This is a genomic window from Paulownia witches'-broom phytoplasma, assembly GCF_019396865.1.
Classification (GTDB): Bacteria; Bacillota_I; Bacilli_A; order Acholeplasmatales; family Acholeplasmataceae; genus Phytoplasma; species Phytoplasma asteris.
In genome coordinates this window covers 63,465-82,214 of record NZ_CP066882.1, presented here as the reverse complement: position 1 = coordinate 82,214, position 18,750 = coordinate 63,465, and the positions used below count along the sequence as shown (strand labels likewise).

Annotated in this window: 17 protein-coding genes; 1 reads left to right on the top strand and 16 read right to left on the bottom strand. The window is 28.9% G+C overall.

Features of this window, described 5'->3' with window-relative positions:
* Positions 1-63: 63 nt before the first annotated feature.
* From eno to HGD80_RS00435, 7 genes are all read right to left on the bottom strand, one after another.
* The gene (eno, locus tag HGD80_RS00450; protein ID WP_219475016.1) at positions 64-1,356 is read right to left on the bottom strand and encodes a phosphopyruvate hydratase; all 1,293 of its coding nucleotides are present in this window, start codon (positions 1,354-1,356) and stop codon (positions 64-66) included.
* A gap of 169 nt (positions 1,357-1,525) precedes the next feature.
* Complete coding sequence (locus HGD80_RS00445; protein WP_219475013.1) at positions 1,526-2,806, bottom strand: glucose-6-phosphate isomerase; 1,281 nt, start codon at positions 2,804-2,806, stop codon at positions 1,526-1,528.
* 115 nt (positions 2,807-2,921) lie between these two features.
* Positions 2,922-3,227 (bottom strand): hypothetical protein, encoded by a 306-nt coding sequence (locus tag HGD80_RS04700; RefSeq protein ID WP_225904374.1) that lies wholly within the window; start codon positions 3,225-3,227, stop codon positions 2,922-2,924.
* Positions 3,202-3,519 (bottom strand): hypothetical protein, encoded by a 318-nt coding sequence (locus HGD80_RS04695; protein WP_225904373.1) that lies wholly within the window; start codon positions 3,517-3,519, stop codon positions 3,202-3,204. The genes HGD80_RS04700 and HGD80_RS04695 overlap by 26 nt, the downstream gene beginning before the upstream one ends.
* Positions 3,494-4,090, bottom strand: coding sequence for a hypothetical protein (locus tag HGD80_RS04690; RefSeq protein WP_225904372.1), 597 nt, complete (start codon positions 4,088-4,090; stop codon positions 3,494-3,496). The genes HGD80_RS04695 and HGD80_RS04690 overlap by 26 nt, the downstream gene beginning before the upstream one ends.
* Before the next feature lie 8 nt (positions 4,091-4,098).
* Positions 4,099-4,314 (bottom strand): hypothetical protein, encoded by a 216-nt coding sequence (locus tag HGD80_RS04685; RefSeq protein WP_225904371.1) that lies wholly within the window; start codon positions 4,312-4,314, stop codon positions 4,099-4,101.
* 241 nt (positions 4,315-4,555) lie between these two features.
* A complete protein-coding gene (locus HGD80_RS00435; RefSeq protein ID WP_219475010.1) occupies positions 4,556-5,554 on the bottom strand; it encodes an ATP-dependent 6-phosphofructokinase in 999 nt (332 codons plus the stop codon).
* A gap of 1,051 nt (positions 5,555-6,605) precedes the next feature.
* Here HGD80_RS00435 and HGD80_RS00430 point away from each other — a divergent pair.
* Complete coding sequence (locus HGD80_RS00430; protein ID WP_219475009.1) at positions 6,606-8,201, top strand: multidrug transporter; 1,596 nt, start codon at positions 6,606-6,608, stop codon at positions 8,199-8,201.
* Between the two features lie 109 nt (positions 8,202-8,310).
* On the opposite strand, the gene topA is transcribed toward HGD80_RS00430, so the two are convergent.
* The 9 genes from topA to HGD80_RS00385 all read right to left on the bottom strand — a co-directional run bounded on the left by topA (position 8,311) and on the right by HGD80_RS00385 (position 18,575).
* On the bottom strand, positions 8,311-10,254 hold the full coding sequence (topA, locus tag HGD80_RS00425) for a type I DNA topoisomerase (RefSeq protein ID WP_219475007.1): 1,944 nt from the start codon (positions 10,252-10,254) through the stop codon (positions 8,311-8,313).
* Between the two features lie 90 nt (positions 10,255-10,344).
* Positions 10,345-11,232, bottom strand: coding sequence for a ribosome biogenesis GTPase YlqF (gene ylqF, locus HGD80_RS00420; protein WP_219475006.1), 888 nt, complete (start codon positions 11,230-11,232; stop codon positions 10,345-10,347).
* Positions 11,233-11,261: 29 nt separating this feature from the next.
* Positions 11,262-12,026 (bottom strand): hypothetical protein, encoded by a 765-nt coding sequence (locus tag HGD80_RS00415; protein ID WP_219475005.1) that lies wholly within the window; start codon positions 12,024-12,026, stop codon positions 11,262-11,264.
* Positions 12,027-12,242: 216 nt separating this feature from the next.
* Positions 12,243-12,812, bottom strand: coding sequence for an elongation factor P (gene efp / locus HGD80_RS00410; RefSeq protein WP_219475003.1), 570 nt, complete (start codon positions 12,810-12,812; stop codon positions 12,243-12,245).
* 58 nt (positions 12,813-12,870) lie between these two features.
* Positions 12,871-13,746 carry a tRNA (adenosine(37)-N6)-dimethylallyltransferase MiaA gene (miaA, locus tag HGD80_RS00405; protein WP_219475001.1) on the bottom strand — a complete coding sequence of 292 codons (876 nt, stop codon included), beginning with the start codon at positions 13,744-13,746 and terminating at the stop codon, positions 12,871-12,873.
* A 236-nt stretch (positions 13,747-13,982) separates the two neighbouring features.
* Entirely contained in the window at positions 13,983-14,744 is a 762-nt protein-coding gene (locus tag HGD80_RS00400; RefSeq protein WP_034172400.1) for a TIGR00282 family metallophosphoesterase, read from the bottom strand.
* A gap of 24 nt (positions 14,745-14,768) precedes the next feature.
* Entirely contained in the window at positions 14,769-16,355 is a 1,587-nt protein-coding gene (rny, locus tag HGD80_RS00395) for a ribonuclease Y (RefSeq protein WP_219474999.1), read from the bottom strand.
* 504 nt (positions 16,356-16,859) lie between these two features.
* Positions 16,860-17,171, bottom strand: coding sequence for a hypothetical protein (locus HGD80_RS00390; protein ID WP_219474998.1), 312 nt, complete (start codon positions 17,169-17,171; stop codon positions 16,860-16,862).
* 318 nt (positions 17,172-17,489) lie between these two features.
* Positions 17,490-18,575, bottom strand: coding sequence for a DNA recombination protein RmuC (locus HGD80_RS00385; protein ID WP_219474996.1), 1,086 nt, complete (start codon positions 18,573-18,575; stop codon positions 17,490-17,492).
* Positions 18,576-18,750: the final 175 nt, after the last annotated feature.

Here is an 18,750-nt window from a genome sequence, read left to right as displayed (position 1 = left end):
TGTTATTTTGTTTTTGTATTGTTTGTATTATTAAATCACTTTTGTTTTGTGTTTAATTGGGATTTATTTTTTCAAATTATAAAAAGTTTTTAATCCTAAAAAAGGAGCTTCTACTAATTGGTCTTCAATTCTTAATAATTGATTGTATTTTGCCATACGATCAGTACGTGAACAAGAACCAGTTTTAATTTGACCCGCATTAGTAGCAACAGCTAAATCAGCAATAGTTGTGTCTTCGGTTTCGCCACTACGGTGAGAAATAACAGCGGTGTAAGAAGCTTTTTTTGCCATTTCAATTGTTTCTAGGGTTTCTGTTAGAGTTCCTATTTGATTTAATTTAATTAAAATAGAGTTCCCTATTTTGTTTTCAATTCCTTGAGCTAATTTTTGGGTGTTAGTAACAAATAGGTCATCCCCTACTAATTGGATTTGGTTACCTAATTTTTGGGTTAAGTATTTCCATCCATCCCAATCATTTTCATCAAGTCCGTCTTCGATTGAAATAATTGGATATTTAGCAACTAAAGTTTCGTAATAATGAACTAATTCTTGGCTACTAAAAGCTTTGTTATTTTCAGATGCAAGAACGTATTTTTGAAGTTTTTTGTCATAAAACTCGGAAGCTGCAACGTCCATTCCTAAAAAAATGTCTTTTCCTGGCTCGTATCCTGCACTTTTTATAGCTTCCAAAATGATTTGTAAGGCTTCTTCGTTAGAATTAAGGTCGGGTGCATATCCGCCTTCGTCTCCTACTGTAGTTGGAAGTCCTTTTTGTTTTAAGATTTTTCCTAAATGGTGAAAAACTTCAGCCCCATAACGTAAAGCTTCTTTAAAAGATGTTGTTCCAGTTGGTAAAATCATAAACTCTTGAAAATCAACACTGTTAGAAGCATGAGCTCCACCGTTGATAACATTCATCATAGGAACTGGCATTTGTTTAGGTAAAACGCCTCCTACATATTGATAAAACTCAAGATTTAAGTAGTTAGCTGCAGCTTTAGCACAAGCCAAAGAAACACCTAAAATAGCGTTAGCTCCTAAATTAGATTTGTTAGGAGTTCCGTCAAGTTTAATTAATAATTTATCAATTAAAGTTTGTTCTAAGACAGAATAACCTTCTAATTCTGGTTGAATAACTTCAGTAACATTTTTAACAGCTTGCAAAACGCCTTTACCTAAAAATCTTTTGGCATCCCCATCCCTCAATTCAACTGCTTCGTATTGTCCGGTAGAAGCTCCTGAAGGAACAATAGCTCTTCCAAACGCTCCTGATTCTGTATAAACTTCTACTTCTAATGTAGGATTTCCTCTGGAATCTAGCACTTCGCGCGCTAAAATACTTTCAATATATGGCATAATTAATACTCCTTTTTTAAATTGGCTTTTAATTATAAAATGAAAAATAAAATAACTTTTGTTTGTGGGACAAATAGTTAAATTTACTAACCATAAATATTATAATGGTTTTTTTGCTAAAAAATGTATTTTAATGTGTAATAAATGAATATTTTTGTAATAATTGCAATTATGACTTTAATAAAGCAAACATTTTTTGTTTGTATATTTCTACTCCGGGTTGATTAAAAGGGTTAATTCCTAACAACAAACCTGACATTGCACAAGCTTTTTGGAAAAAATACTCTAAATATCCAAAATGATATGCATCCAAAGTAGGAATGACAATTTCTAAATTAGGAACTTTGCCTTCAATGTGGGCTTGTTTAGTGGCTTGAAGAATTTTTTGATTAATTTGTGAATAAGTTTTTCCAGCTACATAATTAAGATTATCAAGTTCGTTTGGAATGTGAGGAACAACGCAATCATCTTTTGTTGATGTAACATTTAAAACTGTTTCAAAAAGCATTTTGGTGCCTTCTTGGATAAATTGCCCTAAGGAATGTAGATCAGTAGAATTGTTGGTGGCTCCTACAAAAAGCCCTTTTTCTTCTTTGCCCTCAGATTCAGCAAATAATTGTTTCCACCATTCCGAAAAAGAAAGGAGATGCGGTTCGTAACTTACCAATAGTTCCATTTTTTTGTTTTGTTGGGTGTGAAGCAAATACCTTGCTAAAGCGTACTGATAGGCTTGATTTTGAAAAAGGTCTTCTTGAAAAGTGTCCTGATAAGCTTGCAAAGCGCCTTTCATCATTGAGACAACATCTAAATTAGCAAAAACAAAAGGAAGGATGCCTACGCTTGTAAAAACACTAAATCTTCCACCCACAGAATCAGGAATAACAAATGTTTGATAACCTTCTTTAAGGGCTAAATTTAACAAAACGCCTTTTTGGCTGTCAGTGGTTACAAAAATACGATTTTTGGCAAGTTGTTTGCCGTATTTTTCTTCTATTTCTTTTTTTAAGATTCTAAAAGCAAGGGCTGGTTCCAAAGTGATACCTGATTTTGAAATAACATTAATTGCCCAATTTTTGTCTTTAAGATAATGGAGCAAATTAGTTAAGTAATTGCCTGATACTTGATGACCTGCAAAAAGAATTTCTGGCTTAGTTTTTTTAAAGGGCGTTTGCAAAAATTCAATTCCTGCTTTGGCGCCCAAATAAGAGCCTCCAATGCCAATTACTACTAAAACATCTAAATTGGGGTGGGAATTTTTTAGTTGTTTCATTTTTTCAAGTTCTTGGAAATCAAAATGTAAGGGTAGTTCTAACCAACCCAAATATTTTTCTTTTAGTTGTTGGTCTTGATGTAATTTTTGGTTTATGACTTTGATTTGAGGGGCAAAAGTTTGGGCATAATTGTGCCAATCTAAAAAATTATAAATCCCTTCAAGGTTTAATTTCAACATTGTGTAATTTTACTCCTTTTATTATTTATTATTTGGTGCTTTGTTATAATTTATTAAATATTTTATTCTCATTTATTAAATGTTTAAATATTTTTAAATGTTTTTCAGTATTGTATTAATTTTTATTTAATAATTTTGGTTTGTAAAGCATTATTTTTATTTTTCTTAAAACGCGGGGTTTGGTTGGTTTTTTTTGACGCAAAAAAGATACAAATAAATAAGTAGTTGTCAAAAAGACAATAATATTGCTTCCAAAAGTACTTAAACCACATTGAGTAGCATCAGGAATTGAAACATCTTTTAATTGGGGCAAAATGTCATGCAAAAACCATAAAATAGTTATTCTTAAAACAACTCTTAAAAGATTAATTACAAAAATAAGATTAGCATTTTTCTTATAAGATGCGACATAACCCATCATTAAAGTAGTCCATACAGAAAAAAAACAAAGAAGTTTGTTCCCAATTAAGGATTTCTTTAAAGGATGTTATTTCTTGTGTGGTAAAAACTTTTTCAGGTTTTAAGGCACGCAATAATTGTTCACCACAAAATTGATTTATAAATACTCCAATAATTCCTATAATAAGAGTAATTACAACAACATTTTTAAAGATTTTAAAAGTTTTGCTATTGCTTTGAAAAGTAACACTTTGAGATACCATAGCAGATTGACTATCTTCAAAAGAATTAGAAATAGCATAAAAAAATACCATTAACTGCCATAACAAATCCAAAAATATCTACTAAGTTTTCTTGATCTTTGGTAAAATAACTGTCTATCATAGCAATAATAATGAGTTTACCAATTTCATAAGTAGATTTGGCAATAATTAATGTTACTGCTAATTTCAGGATAGTTTTTACTGTGCGTTTAGAAAAGACTAGGTTTTTAAATTGCAACTTAAAAATATTTTTAGAACTAAACATACAATAAAAAGTTACCAAAGTAAACAATAAATTAGCAATTAAATCAGCTAGGGCTAAATCAATTAAATTAACTTGGTTTTGTTTGATTGCTTTAAAAGCAAAAGAAATACTAATTCTTGTAATAATAAGACAAATATTAAGGATTAAGACAAATCTAGTTTTTTCCTTGGCGCGTTCTAATCCAATAAAAACTGCATTCATAGTAATAGCTACAAAAGTAATTAAAATAAGATAATAATATGTAAGTCCATTTTGGCTATGATAACTTTTATTTAAAAATATATCTCCAAATGGAGCTGGTAAAAGGACACCTAAACCCAAAACCACTAAAAAGAATAAAGAAGAAATAATTGCCAATAAAAAAGCTAGGGTAGCGTATTGTTTGGCTTTAGTAAAATTCTTTTTTTGTATTCTCTAGCTAATAAAATAACACCTGCTCCACCTAAAGCTATAGCAACACTTTGCAAATTTTTTTTAATTTGTGCCATATAAGAGATGGTTTTATCTAAATTGGTGCTGGAATTGGGTTGGTTCCTAATAATATAAAAATCAATGGATACGGATAATTGTTGAAATAACAAATAAATAGCAATGGGAAAAGTAAGAATAATTAAATTGATCCAAATAGGTCTTTTAAATGATTTGGGGTTTGGTTGGCAGGTTTGGAAGGGTGTGGCAAATGATTTTTTCAGTAGACATAAATATACTCCGTTTTATTTTTTTAGTATTTATATCAAAATCAATTGTAATTTATTTGGGGTTTGGGATTTGGAAGTACAAAAATTAATTTTGATAAATAAAATATTTTATTCTACAATCATTTTACAACAATTTAGCTAATACATTAAATAATTCATTTTTTTCATAAGTTTTTTCAAAAAGATCACCAAAAGTAGTGTAATGCAAATTAAGTCCGCAAGTGCCAACAGCACAATTAAAAATGTTTTGTTGCAATAAAGAAACGGCATAACTTCCCATTCTAAAAGCAAGGACTAGATCTTCTGCAGTTGGTTTACCACCTCTTTGAATGTGTCCTAAAACTTGGGCTCTAGTTTCGAAACCACTGTAATTTTCTACCTCTTTGGCTAAACTTGCAACATCAAAAATATGTTCAGTGACAACTACAATAGCATATCTTTGGTTTGCTTGGCGCAAAGATTTAATTTTTTGGCAAATAGTTTTTTGGGATAAAAGATTTTCGCGAGTAACAATAACGTCTGCTCCTGCAGCAAGTCCACCAAATAAAGCCAAATCCCCTTTGTGGCGTCCCATCACTTCAATAATACTGCATCGGTTGTGAGAAACAGAAGTATCGCGCAATTTTTCGATGGCATCTACAATATTATTGAGAGCAGTGCTAAATCCAATAGTAAAATCAGTGGCACAAATATCATTGTCAATGGTGGCTGGTAGTCCTACGCATTTGATGCCAAGTTCGTGCAATTTGGATGCTCCTTTATAAGAACCATCACCACCAATTACAACTAATTTATCAATTCCTAAAGTTTTTAAATTTTGGGCGCATTGCTTGCGAACATCTAAATTATTTTGAAAATCTAAAAAACGAGCAGTTCCCAAAAAAGTACCAGACACATTAAGAACACGAGGAAATGTTTGAGGTTTTAAGATTTCGATTTGGTTATTAAAAAGTCCTAAATAACCATCTTTTACGCCGAAAACTTCAAATCCTTGTTTAGCGCTTTCAAAAACTACAGCACGAATAGCTGCATTCATTCCAGGAGCATCGCCGCCTGAAGTTAACACAGCAATTTTTTTGTTTTCTTTTGTTGTTGTTTTTGCTTTTTGGTTTTCATTTTTCATTTTAAAATTAAGTCTCCTTTATATTTTTGAAATATTGTAAATATTGTTAAATGATTAGTTTGATGAATGTTTTTTTAATAAATCCGCGTGCGCGAGCCAAAATTAAAATAAATGAAATAAATAGTTGTTAAATGCTAATAAGTAAAAAAATAGTGTACTTGAAAAAGTTCCAAAGCGTTTAAAAAAAATAATAAAATATAATATGATTAGTTTGGTTTTTGTTTTAACTGTCTTTTTTGTGTCTTTATCCAAATTATAAATTATTATTTTAAGTAAATTTTTAGGTATTTCAAAAACTAACTAATCTTTTTTTATGAAAATTTTTATGAAAAAACTTTTTATGCTAGTCTTAGAATTTTTTGATTTATTAACAGCTACATTTAAATTGTATACGATTTAATCAAATATTGCAATTAAAACGTATTATTTTTGTTCTTTTTGTAAAAATTTTGTGATATTGGGGGCTTTTTCGCAAAATAAAACAAAATATTGCAACAAATATTTATTGGCTAAAATAAATAAAACAATTGAAAAAATAAGTTTGCAAAAAAATAATGAAGTTGTTTTTTTGGAATAATTTTATTAGCTTTTTGGATTTGGATTTCCTTTTTTTAGTTTTTTTTATCTTTGGGAGTAGCAAAAATATTAACACTTATTTTTTTATATGTTATACTTAAAGAGTAGTTAAGAAAACAATTTGCAGTTATTTTAGATTTAATAAGCATTTTTTTTGTTATGTTTTTCATCAAATGCTTGCTAAAAGAAAACAAAAACTTTAACCAATTAAACCTAAAATCTTTTTTTTGAAAACCTTTAAAAATCCTTAATTAAAAATCCTTAAAATAAAGGCAAAAATGTTTTTTTGAAAAATAATTAATTTTTACCTTGACAAAAAAGATACAAACAAACACTTTTAAAACTGCAAAAAATAACTGCCATTTGTTTTTTTAAATTTATACTTTTTTGCACAACAAATGCAATAAAAATAAATATAATAATTTATAAATTTATTTCAATTAATTTCAAATCAAAAGGAAGGTTTTTTAAATAAATGACGAAAAACAAAGTAATTAATAAAAAAGATAAAATAAGTAGGCTTGTTTTGGAGGGAAACTTATTAAAAGCTTTATGGATTATTTCTTTGCCTATTATTGTTTTTAATGTTTTTAAAGCTTGTTTCGGTAGTGTTGATACTTTTTTTGGAGCTGGTCTAGAAGGAGCAACCCAAAGCTACATTCAATTTTCCAAATCCGCTCAAACCATTGTAGAAGCAGTAGGAGTTTGTTTAGGAATTACAGGAGTTGCATTAATTTCGCGCGAAGTGGGTAAAAATAAAAATGTCAAATCTTTAAAAGCTCGTAAAATAGCATCTAGCGTTTTTGTTTTGTTATTCATAGTAAGTTTGGTTGTAGCTTGTGTTATGATTGGTTTTTCCAGCCCTATTTGTAGTCTTTTTTTAAAGGAAAAAGTAATTAACGGAGTACCAAAGGCAATAACAACTGAGGAAAAAAATCTTTGCATTAACGCTTTTAGATTACAAATGTTGGGCACTATTTTAGCTGCTATTAATGTTTTCTTTTTAGGAATTGAAAGAATTTTGGGAAAACTTAAAAAAATTTTGGTTCTAAACTGTATTATGATGGGTTTAAAAATTGGATTAAGTACTTTATGTTTTGGCATCAAAGTCATTGGTTTAGAAGCGTTGTGTCCCAATGTTTTAGGGTTGCAAACAGCTTCATGTCTTGCTTATTTATTTATTACAATAGTTGCTTTTTTCACTCTTTTTAACAAAAAAAATCCTTTATTTTTAAGTTTAGGCGATTTTTCTTTTAAAACTTTTTTCCAAGACAAAAAATTACTTAAAACTATTTTGAAATTAAGTATTACTTTAACAATAGGCAAATTTATTTATGAAGGCGGAAGAATGTTTACCTTATTTATGGTAGATAGCACATTTGATAAACCATTTTTAGCTGGAACTCCTTTCGAATTTAAAGGTTTGGGCGGCTTAGGTGCAATTGGAGTTGCTGATAGCATTATTACTTTTTTTGCTCAAATATCGTTTTCGTTAAAAGAAGGACAATTAATGATTGTTTCTGAAAACTTAGGGAACAAAAATAACAAAAGAGCAATTAAAACTTTAATGCTTGTCTCATTTTGTTGTTTTTTAGTATTTGCAGTTACTTATTTAATTTGTGCTCCTAAAGAATATTGTGGGCTTGGTTTTGGTGATGATTTATGCTTATTTTTTAAAAATTTAGGCAAAGAAAAAAAAGACCAAATGACATTAGATATGTTTCATGCAAAAAACCCAGAATTTAAGTCCTTTGTGTTGGGTGCTCTTTTAACAACTGGTCTATTAACTACTCAATTAGAAGTTTTTTCTACTTTCTTAATTGCAGCTAAACAACCTAAATATGATTTGTTGTTAAGTTTTGGTCGTGTTTTTCTTTTCAGAATACCTGCCCTTTATTTCTTTAGAAATGTTTGGTTTGGAAATGAAGAAAAAACAAGCATTAAAATAAATAATGCATATGGATTTGCCAATTTCAGTGCTAATTTCATTATGTTAATGTTTATGGTTTTTGTATGTGTTAGTTTTGTATATAAATTAAAAAAGGAAAAGCAACCAAAAAGTTTTAAATAAATTCATAAATTAAAAAAAGACTATCGATTGATAGTCTTTTTTGTTATATAAATGACTTGAAAATATTGTAAATATGAAATAAATTTTTTATGTTTTTCATCGAAAAAACTTAAGTTTTTTTAATTTTAACAATATTTTTACATTCAGGAAAGCGACTGCAACCTAAAAAATTACCATAGCGTCCTTTTTTGATGAGTAAAGGGGCATTGCATAAATTACATTTTTGTTCGGTTTGCATAGAAGGATTTGTTTCTACAGAACTTGATTTTTCTTTTAAAGAAACAATATTTTTACATTCAGGAAAGCGACTGCAACCTAAAAAATTACCATAGCGTCCTTTTTTGATGAGTAAAGGGGCATTGCATAAATTACATTTTTGTTCGGTTTCGATATCTTTTGGTTTTTCTAATTTTTGATCGGCTATTTGATAAAGTTGTTTGAAAGCATCATAAAATTCTTGCAATAATTCTTTATTATTAACTAATCCTGAAGAGATTTTATCTAAATTTTCTTCCATTTTGGCAGTATATTTAACATCAATAATTTGTTTGAAAAACAATTCTAAGTTTTTAGCAGTCAAAATTCCTTGTTCGGTAGGAACAAAACGTTTTTCTACTAAATCAACATAAATTCTTTTTTTGAGGGTAAAAATGATTTGAGAGTAAGTAGAAGGCCTTCCAATATTTAGTTTTTCTAAAGTTTTAATCAAAGTGGATTCAGAAAAGCGTGCTGGAGGATTAGTAAATTTTTGTAAATTTTGGATTTCTTGAGGCAAATAAGTTTCATTTAATTTAAAGGAAGGAATAATTTTGTCTTTGGTGCCATCTTGCAAAATTTTTTGATAGCCATCGAAAGTTTTTATCAAACCTTCAGTTAAAAAAATATGGTTTGCAACTTCAAAAAAAACTTGGGTTTTTTGAAATATGGCAGGTGTCATTAAAGAAGCCAAAGTTCTTTGATAAATAAGTTTATAGAGTTTATTTTCGTATTTATCAAGATGAGGGGCTAGGCTTTCGGGCGTTTTGGATAAATCAGTGGGCCTTATAGCTTCGTGAGCGTCTTGCGACTGAGCTTTTTTATTGGTTTTGCAAGTACCTAAATATTCTTTGCCATATTGTGTTTTAATTAATTTTTGAGCATCTTTAACAAAGCTGTCTGCAAGTCTTTGCGAATCTGTTCTCATATAAGTAATTAACCCTATAGATTCACCTAAAATATCAACTCCTTCATAAAGTTTTTGAGCAACTCTCATAACTTGATTAGAAGTTATATTTAGGCTGTTGATGGCTTCTTGTTGCAGGGTAGATGTAATAAAGGGTGGTTTGGGTGATTGTTTGGCTTCTTTTTGTTTTAATTCTTTAACTAAAAAGGGTTTATCTGTTATTTGTTGGACAATTTTAAAAGCTTCTTTGGCTTTGGTTTTGCCTTTGTAAGGATTTTGGTATTCTGCTTGAAAATCTTTAAAAAAAGCAGTAATAATATAGTATTCTTCAGGGACAAAAGCTTTTATTTTTTCTTCTAAATCAACAATTAATTTAAGGGCAACTGATTGCACTCTTCCTGCTGATTGTGATTTGAGTCTCCTTACCAAACGCGACAGTTTAAACCCAATAATGCGGTCTAGCATTCTGCGAGTTTCTTGTGAAAACACTAATAGTTCATCGATTTTGCGAGGTTGTTGCAAAGCTTTTAAGACTGCTTCTTTGGTAATTTCTCGAAAAACAATTCTATTAGTTTTTTGGGGGTCTAAATTAAGAATTTGTGATAAATGCCAAGCAATTGCTTCTCCTTCGCGATCAGGATCGGTTGCTAATAGCACTTCTTTGCCTTTAGTTTTTTGGATAAGAGTTTCTACGATATTGTCTTTTTCTTTGATAATGCTGTATTTAGGAATAAATCCTTTTTCGATGTCAATTCCCATTCTGTCTTTGCCTTTTAGCGACAAATCTCTAATATGACCTTTGGAAGATAAAATTAAAAATTCGTCATTTAAAAAACGGCTTAAAGTTTTGGTTTTAGCAGGAGATTCTACTATAATAACTTTTGATTTCATTTTTTGGGCTCCCTCAATTAAAAGATATGGTTAGTTTGGGTAATTAATTGTTTTGCGTTTCTATTTTTTGGTTTGGTGGTTGGTTGGGTTTTAGAAAAGTTTTTCAAAGAGAGATAAAACATCTAAGTCAAAATTTAATTTCCCTAAGTTACCTTGCCTTATTTCTTGCAATAACATTTGATAAACTCTAGATTGATCAACTTTTTGATTTTTAGTATAAATATTTCTTTTTTGTCCGATAATATCAACTAAATTAGGGTTAGATAAATCATTTTGGTCTAAATTGAAGCGTTTTTGCAAATTGGCACCATAATGTTTTATAAGATAGCAAAGTGCGTGAATGCCTAATTTTTCTAAAGGTAAAATGGAATCTTTAAAGCAGCCTGCAAGTGCTAATGCCAAGCTTATGCGAGGATCAGAAAAATTGTGCCACAAAACTCCTGGAGTATCCAAAAACTGGATATTGGGTTTAGCAATGTCAATCCATTGAATGCTTTTTGTAGTGCCTGCTAAATTAGCTGTTTTTAAAACTTTTTTTTGGGCAAAACTGTTAATTAAAGTTGATTTGCCAACATTGGGAGTTCCTACAATCATAGCTTTAATGTTGGGAGTTTGGGTTGCTATTCTTCTAGATTTAAAAAGGGGATTTTTGGCTTTGATTGTTGTTAAAGCTTTTTGATATATTTCTTGAAGTTTAGGGGATTTGATAGCATCAATTGTTAAAACAGGAATTTGTTTTTTGTGATAATTAGCGATAAAATTATTGATTTTACAAGGATCAGTTAAAGAAAATTTATTTAGCAAAATAAGGAGGGGTTTTTGGCGTTGGTTAATTAAAGAAAAAATTTGAGAATTGAGGCTTGAAAGAGGAATTCTTGCATCCAAAATTACTAAAACAATATCAACCAAAGATAAATTATTTTTAATTTGGTCAAAAGTTTTTTTCATATGACCAGGAAACCAATTAAATGTTTTCATTGTTAAACCTATTTCTTTTGTTAAGTAAATTACTCTTTTTCGCTTTGATCTGCACTTACTTTAGAGATAGTATCTAAAACTTTTTGTAGATCTTTTTCGAGGTCTTCTTCAGTTTCAAAAATCTTTTTACTATAAATTTTATAAACTTCTTCGCCTGTAATTGCAATCAAAGAAACTCCTATTTGATGATAAATAAGTTCTAAGGGTTTTTCAAAAATTATTTTTTTAAACCAATGAAAAGGATTGAAAAAATTTCTGATATTATTAAAATTATTAGTTACTTTAGCAACTTTTTGATACTTTTGAATCATGTTTTTTTTAACAACCATTTCTCTAATTACAAAGATTCTTTTTAAAGTCATTTTGCGAAACATTCTCAAAATTGTGTTTTGAAATACTTTGTCAACTCTTTGATTTATGTAAAACATCAAAATAAGACTTTCATCAATGGTAAGTTCCAGATAGGGATATTTGGAGTTGGGATAAAATTGGCTTGAGATTTCTAAAATTAATTCTTGGATAGAAGTTATCAAAAAATGCCCAAAATTGCCTTTATCTTTTTTCATTTTTTCTTTGAAATCTTTTTTCTTAGCTTCAATTAATTTAATTATTTCTTGTTGACTAACATCTGTTTTTTCTAGTCTATGAGCTGCTAAAGTTTTTTTCACACTACACAAAGAAAGAAGACAATAAATAAAAGAACTTAAAATAACACCAGAAAGAATACCCATAAAGAAAGTATTAAAAAAAGCAAATTGTTTTGTTATGTTGAAAAATTTTTCCCAAAAAGACACAATATCATCATCCTTTTTTTATTTTTTATAATTTTTATAAACGGATTCAAATCGCAAAACACTATATAAAGGCAAAATGTAGATGACATGAACTACCTATAATTATATAACAAACAAAGAAATTAACAAACACAATTTATAAAAATATATAAGAAAAGGGCTTAAATGTGGTGTATAAAACAAAAAAGCAGTTTAAAAATGCAAAAATAAGGTGTTTTATTTATTGTTGTCTCTTGATAAATAAAGTCCTGTTTCAGTATTGATAATAATTTTTTCTCCAATATTGATAAAAAGAGGAACTTTAATTACTAAACCTGTTTCTAAAGTGGCATCTTTTAAAGAATTAGTTTTGGTATCTCCTTTGGCTCCAGGTTCGGTGTAAGCTACTTTAATAGAGATTTTGTCAGGCAAACTGATACCTACAATTTCATCATTTTCATAAAAAATAATATCTACTAAAAGCCCTTCATAAAGATATTTAAGAAAATCTTTTAATTGATGTTTGTTAATTTCTAATTGTTCGTAATTTTGAGTATTCATAAAAATATAATTATCTTCCAAAGCATAAAGAAATTGCATCTTAATTTTAGTAATTAAGGCAGGCTGCACTTTGATACCAGCGTTAAAAGTGTAGTCAATGACACTACCTGTTCTTAGGTTTCTTAATTTGGTTCTTACAAATGCAGCACCTTTACCAGGTTTGACATGTAAAAATTCTAGGATTTGATAAATTTGGTTGTTGAATTTAATGGTTTGTCCAATTTTAAAATCGTTTGTATTAATCATATTTCTAATTACTTTCTTATTTTTTGGAATTGTTTTCGTTGGTTTAATTGTTTAATGTTTAATCAGTTTTTAAAAAATCGTTAATAAGGCAAATGGTGGTTTTTTCTAAATCAGGGGATAAGGCATCTAGAATGATGGGCTTAATTTGATTTTTAAACCAAGTTTTTTGGCGTTTGGCATATTGCATAGTTTTTTGAATAATTAAGGTTTTGGTTTGGTCTAAAGTTATTTTTCCTTCTAACAAAGCTTTAATTTCACGATAACCAATAATATTAAAATTGGCGTTTGGAAAATGAGTTTGAATTTGGTTAACTTCTTCTATAAAACCTTGTTTTAACATTTGTGCCAATCTTAAAATAACTCTTTTTTTCAAAATTTGTCTATCAATATCGAGATAAAAAATTAGCGAAGAATATAGAGGATTGTGTTTTTTATTTTTTTGTGACCTTAAAGTGCCTGCAAGTAAATCTTGATAAGCGCTTAGGATGCGACGAGGATTTTTTAAATCTAGGTTCGCAATTAATTGAGGATCTTTTTGTTTAATGAAATCAATCATATTTTCTATTGCAGGTAAAGAAGTAGGTGGCAAAAACAAAGATTTAGGAGTTAATTCATAATCAAAAAGAGCTGATTTAAGATAAAGCCCGCTACCACCCACAAATAAAGGAAGGGGCGTTTCTTCGATTTTTTTGCGGGCATCTTTTTGAAAATGATAAATACTGTAATTTGTTCCAGGAGCAAGAAAATCTAAAAGATGATGTTTAATTCCTTGGGCTTCTTCGAGAGTTATTTTAGCAGTTCCAATATCGTATTTTTGATACATTTGAAGAGAATCGCAATTAATTATTTCTAAATTAATTTTTTTAGCTATTTTAATAGAAAGGCTAGTTTTTCCTGAAGCGGTAGGACCTGTAATAGCGATTACTTTTTTCATAATTTTCCTTTATGAGGGTAGAAGTGTTTTGGGGTTATTAAATATTTTCCAAAATATAAAATCATTATAAATTTATATGGAAAAGTTATGTTTGGTATAATAATTTAATAATTTAAATAATTAAAAAACCAGAATAAAATAAAAAAATGCAAAGCGTTAAAAAACAAAAAAATTAAAGTGATACAGAAGATAATTTTGATTCTTTTTCGCTTAGTTTTCATAAAACAAATTTTATTTCATTCTGATAAATTAATCTTTTCAATAGTTTTGTGAGGTTTAAGAGTGACAAGTAAACCGTTTAATTGTCTTTTTCCTTCGGCATTAGGTCTTGAAACAACACGATTTCCTAAAAAAGATTGAATTATAGGTTCTTTTTCTTTACCAATGACGCCGTCCTTGGCTCCTGTCATTCCTGCATCAGAAATATAAAGAGTATTGTGGGGAAAAAGGCGTTCGTCGTTAGTTTGGACATGAGTGTGAGTGCCTACAATAGCATCAATTCTACCATCAAAATAATGAGTTAAAGCAATTTTTTCACTAGTGGCTTCGGCATGAAAATCCAAAAAAGAAAAATCATATTTAGCTTTATTTTGTTCCAAAACATTATCAATAGTTTTGAAAGGGCAATGCAATTTGGAGTTAATAAAAACACGTCCTAAAGCATTCATAACTAAAATTTTTTTATCTTCGCAATCAATAATTTTATAACCTTGCCCTAATTGTTGGGTGTCATTGATGGGACGAATTACATTTGATTTGTCAATAAAATTTTTAATTTGTTTATTTTTCCAAACATGGTTTCCCATAGTCATCAAATCAACACCTAATTTTTGTAATTTTTTATAAATTTTAAAACTTAAACCTTTGCCATTATCAGCGTTTTCAGCATTGGCAATAATGAGGTTAGGTTTGTAAGTTTCTTTTAAAAAACCCACTTTTTCGGCAAAATAACTAATTCCTGGGTTTCCGTAAATATCTCCGATAAACATTATTTTCATGAATTAATTATCTCCTTTGGTGGATTATAATTTAGCCATTTCCACAGCTCTGGTTTCTCTTATAACAGTAACTTTGATAACACCATTGTAACTAATGTCTTTTTCAATTTGTTCTTTAATGGTGCGGGCAGTTTGGAAAATAAAATTGTCTGCGATTTTGTCTGGTTCAACGATAACACGAATTTCGCGTCCAGCTTGAATAGCATAAGATTTGGCAACTCCTTCTGTTGCATTAGCAATAGTTTCTAATTTGGTTAGTCTTTGGATGTGGTTTTCTACTGATTCTTTTCTGGCTCCTGGTCTAGCGGAAGACAAGGTGTCTGCTATTGCAACTAAAACAGCGATAATTGATTGGGGTTCTTGGTCTTCATGATGAGAGGCAATAGCGTCGATAACTTCTTTTTTTTCTTTGTATTTGGAAGCAATAGAAACGCCAATTTCTACGTGGCTTCCTTCCATTTCGTGGTCTAGAGCTTTACCGATATCATGAAAAAGTCCTGCTCTTCTTGCAAGAATTTCGTTTTCGCCAATTTCAGAGGCAAGTTTACCAGCTAAAAAAGCTACTTCCAAAGAATGTTTCAAAACATTTTGACTGTAACTAATGCGGAAGTGCAGTTTTCCCAAAATTTTAATTAAGTCGGGGTGCACTTCGCCGATTTTAGTAATAAAAGCAGCTTCTTCGCCTATTTCTTTAATAAAATTGTCTACTTCTATGGTTGAAGTTTCTAAGGCTTTTTCGATGCGAGAAGGATGAATTCGCCCATCAGAGACCAAAAATTCTAAAGTTTTTTTGGCAATTTCTCTTCTAATCGGGTCAAAACTACTTAAAATAATGGTGCAAGGGGACTCATCAATAATTAAGTCTACTCCGGTTAAAACTTCCAAAGACTTAATATTTCTGCCTTGGCGCCCAATAATCCGTCCTTTCATATCTTCGTTAGGAATGTTAACAACGCTAATATTTTTTTCTCCTGTAATATCGCCAGCATATTTTTGCATGGCTAAAACTAAAAGAGTTTTGGCTTTTTTAGATGCTTCGCTTTTGGCTTTTTCTTCTTCTTGTTTAATATATGACATCATTTCATAAGTGGTTTGGTCTCTTGTTTCTTTCATTATGATTTGTCTGGCTTGATCTTGCGTTAAGGAAGCTATTTTTTCTAATTGTTGTTTTTGGGTGTTTAAAATTGTTTCTTGTTCTTTGATTTGTTGTTCTAGGTTTTTTTTAGTATGGCTAATTATTTGTTGTTCAGAATCTAAATGATCTTCTCTTTTATTGAGGCTCTCAGTTCTGTTGTTAAGCAATTCTTCACGACGATTATTTTTGGATTCTAAATAAACAATTGTGTTGGTTCTTTGTTCTAAATCCAGTTCTAATTTTTGTCTTAAAGAAGTTATTTCTATTTTAGCATTACGCATCATTTCTTGTTCGCGTTGTTGCAAATCTTTTTCTTTTTCTTTTAGTTTGTTGTCAAATGTTTGTTTTTTTTCTTCTAATTTCTTTTGATTAAAAAAAGAATAAAAAAAATAGCCGATAATTGATCCACAAATTAAAGCAAAGACAAGAAGGGAACAACCCATTATACAATGAGTTCGCCAATAATCACCTTTCATATCCTTGATACCTTTCTTTTGGGGGGGTTAACAAATGTAAAATCATTGTTTTACCTCTTTTTCTTTTTGAATTTAGTTTAATGATTTGTAATGCAAAACAAAAAATAAAAAAATAGGGGGGGTTAGATTTTTTGATGCAATTTTGTCATTAAAACGATAAATAAGTTTGTTTTTTAATATTGATAATTAATTTAGAATTAAATTTGAATGGGGCGGGTTGGAAGTTTTATTATTTTTTTTAATTTGTTCAGTACAAAATTTCATCGTGAAATGAAAAAATAAAAATGTATAAATTGGGGTTAAAAAAAATAATAAAGTTTGGTTTGCGAAAAAAAAATCAGCAAAAACCATGCAAAAAACAATGGTTCTGTGATGAATAGTGGCAAAAATAAAAAAACTGAAAAGCTAACCTTAAAAAGATTAGCTTTTGTAATGAAAAATATTTAATTATTATATATTATTATGTGCTAGCAAAATATTTGAATTTATTAATATAATTAATAATCAAGCTTTTCTTGGTGATTGGTTTTTATTTTGCGAAAGGCTTTTGCTAACGGTGCTTGATAATTTATTAGAAAAAGTTTCTAGTGATTGAGATACTTTCGGAGATTTTATAACTTTTTCAACAATTTCTCCTGATTTTTCAATAAATACATCTTTCCAAGATTTTTTTTCTAAAATCGAAGGGGCTGGGTTTGGGTTTTGTGTTTCATCAGAAAATTGCATTTGTTCAGTAACTTCATCAGAAGATGACCCTTGAGGAGATTCTTCTTCTAAAGAAAAAAATATAATAATAGGAATGGCAAGTAATATCACAATAAAAACGCTAGTAATAATGATTTGCTTGGAAGTAAATTTAAAAATAAAATGATATCCTTTGGTTGTTGAATAAAAATCATGCCAAAACTCAAAATATCAAAATAAAGAATAATAAAAAATATAAATTGGATTTGAATGCATAATTTTTTAATTTTAATTTGGATTTAAAAATATAGATAATTTTAATAATTTAATTAATGAAATATATAAGATACTAAATAAAAAAAATAGTATCCGTAAATATTATATAATAACTCAAAAAAGTATTTGCAAAATAATGTTAAAATAATGTCAAAAAGGAGTTAAAATAATGATTTAAAAATCTATCTTTTCATTTTTGATGTTGTTTTTGGAATTGTTATTTTCTTTTTTGCGAACTTCTAACAATTTTTGATAACGTTGCTCTAAGGTTTTTTCTTTTTTTTGAATATCTTCAATCACTTTGAGAACTTTTTCCAAAGCCGATTTCAAATCATAAATAAAGACTTTATCAAAATTTTTCATCGCTTGTAGCACATTTTCAATGCATTCAAGTTTTTCTTCGTTGTTTTGAACACTTTCGAAAATTTGAAAATAATAATCAACTGAATTAAGAATAGCAAGTAAAATGGAAGGACTTGTAATGATAACATTGCGTTTAAAAGCATATGATATTATTTCAGGATCGCAATTAATTTGGGCAAAAATACTTTCAGAAGGAATAAACATAATGGCATAAGGGCAGTTGTCTTCTTTGCTGACGTATTTTTGAACTTCTTTAATTCTTTCTTTAACGTGAAATAAAAAGCGACTCTTTAATTCTGTTTGGTTGAAAGTGGCGTTAATATAGGTTAGAAAATCTGTGGTAGGAAACTTCGAATCAATAGGAATTTGAACAAATTTACCATAACCTTTACACATCACATCAACTTTAAGACGATTGCCGTTATTGTTTGTTTTTTTCATTAAATATTGTTTTTCAAAAACTAATTTATCTTTAAAATGAGAAACATTTTCCAAAACGCGTGCCAACAAAAATTCTCCAGCTTGTCCTGTTTTATCGTTTTGGCACAATAATTTATGAATGTTTTGCACTTCTTGAAAACCACTTGCATTTTGTTCTCTTAAAACTTTTAAAGAATTTTCCAGATTAATTGTTAAATGTTGGCGAGTATCTTTAATTTCTTTAGTTAAACTATCTTGACTTTGATGAGTTAAATTGTTAATTTTATCATCCAAACGACAAATAACCCTAGATTCTGACTCTAAAAAAGCTTGTTTCACAAAATCTTGGATATTGACTTGCGTTTTTTTCGGTTTGGCAACAAAAAAATAAATAATGAAAGTTACACCACCCAAAATAAGAATCAAAATAACGGATAAAGTTAAGATTAATAAAAAAACAATTTGATCTTGAGGCATTTATTTTGTTATTCCTTTTTCTTTTTTTCTTTTTTAATGTCTTTTAGCTTTGGGATGCATTAAAGTTGATATAAAAAAATACAAAAAATAAAAAACAAAACAAAAATAAAAAAAGGGTTATTATTGAGATTTGTTCTTTAAATATTTTTAATATTTATTTCTTATTTGAAAAACA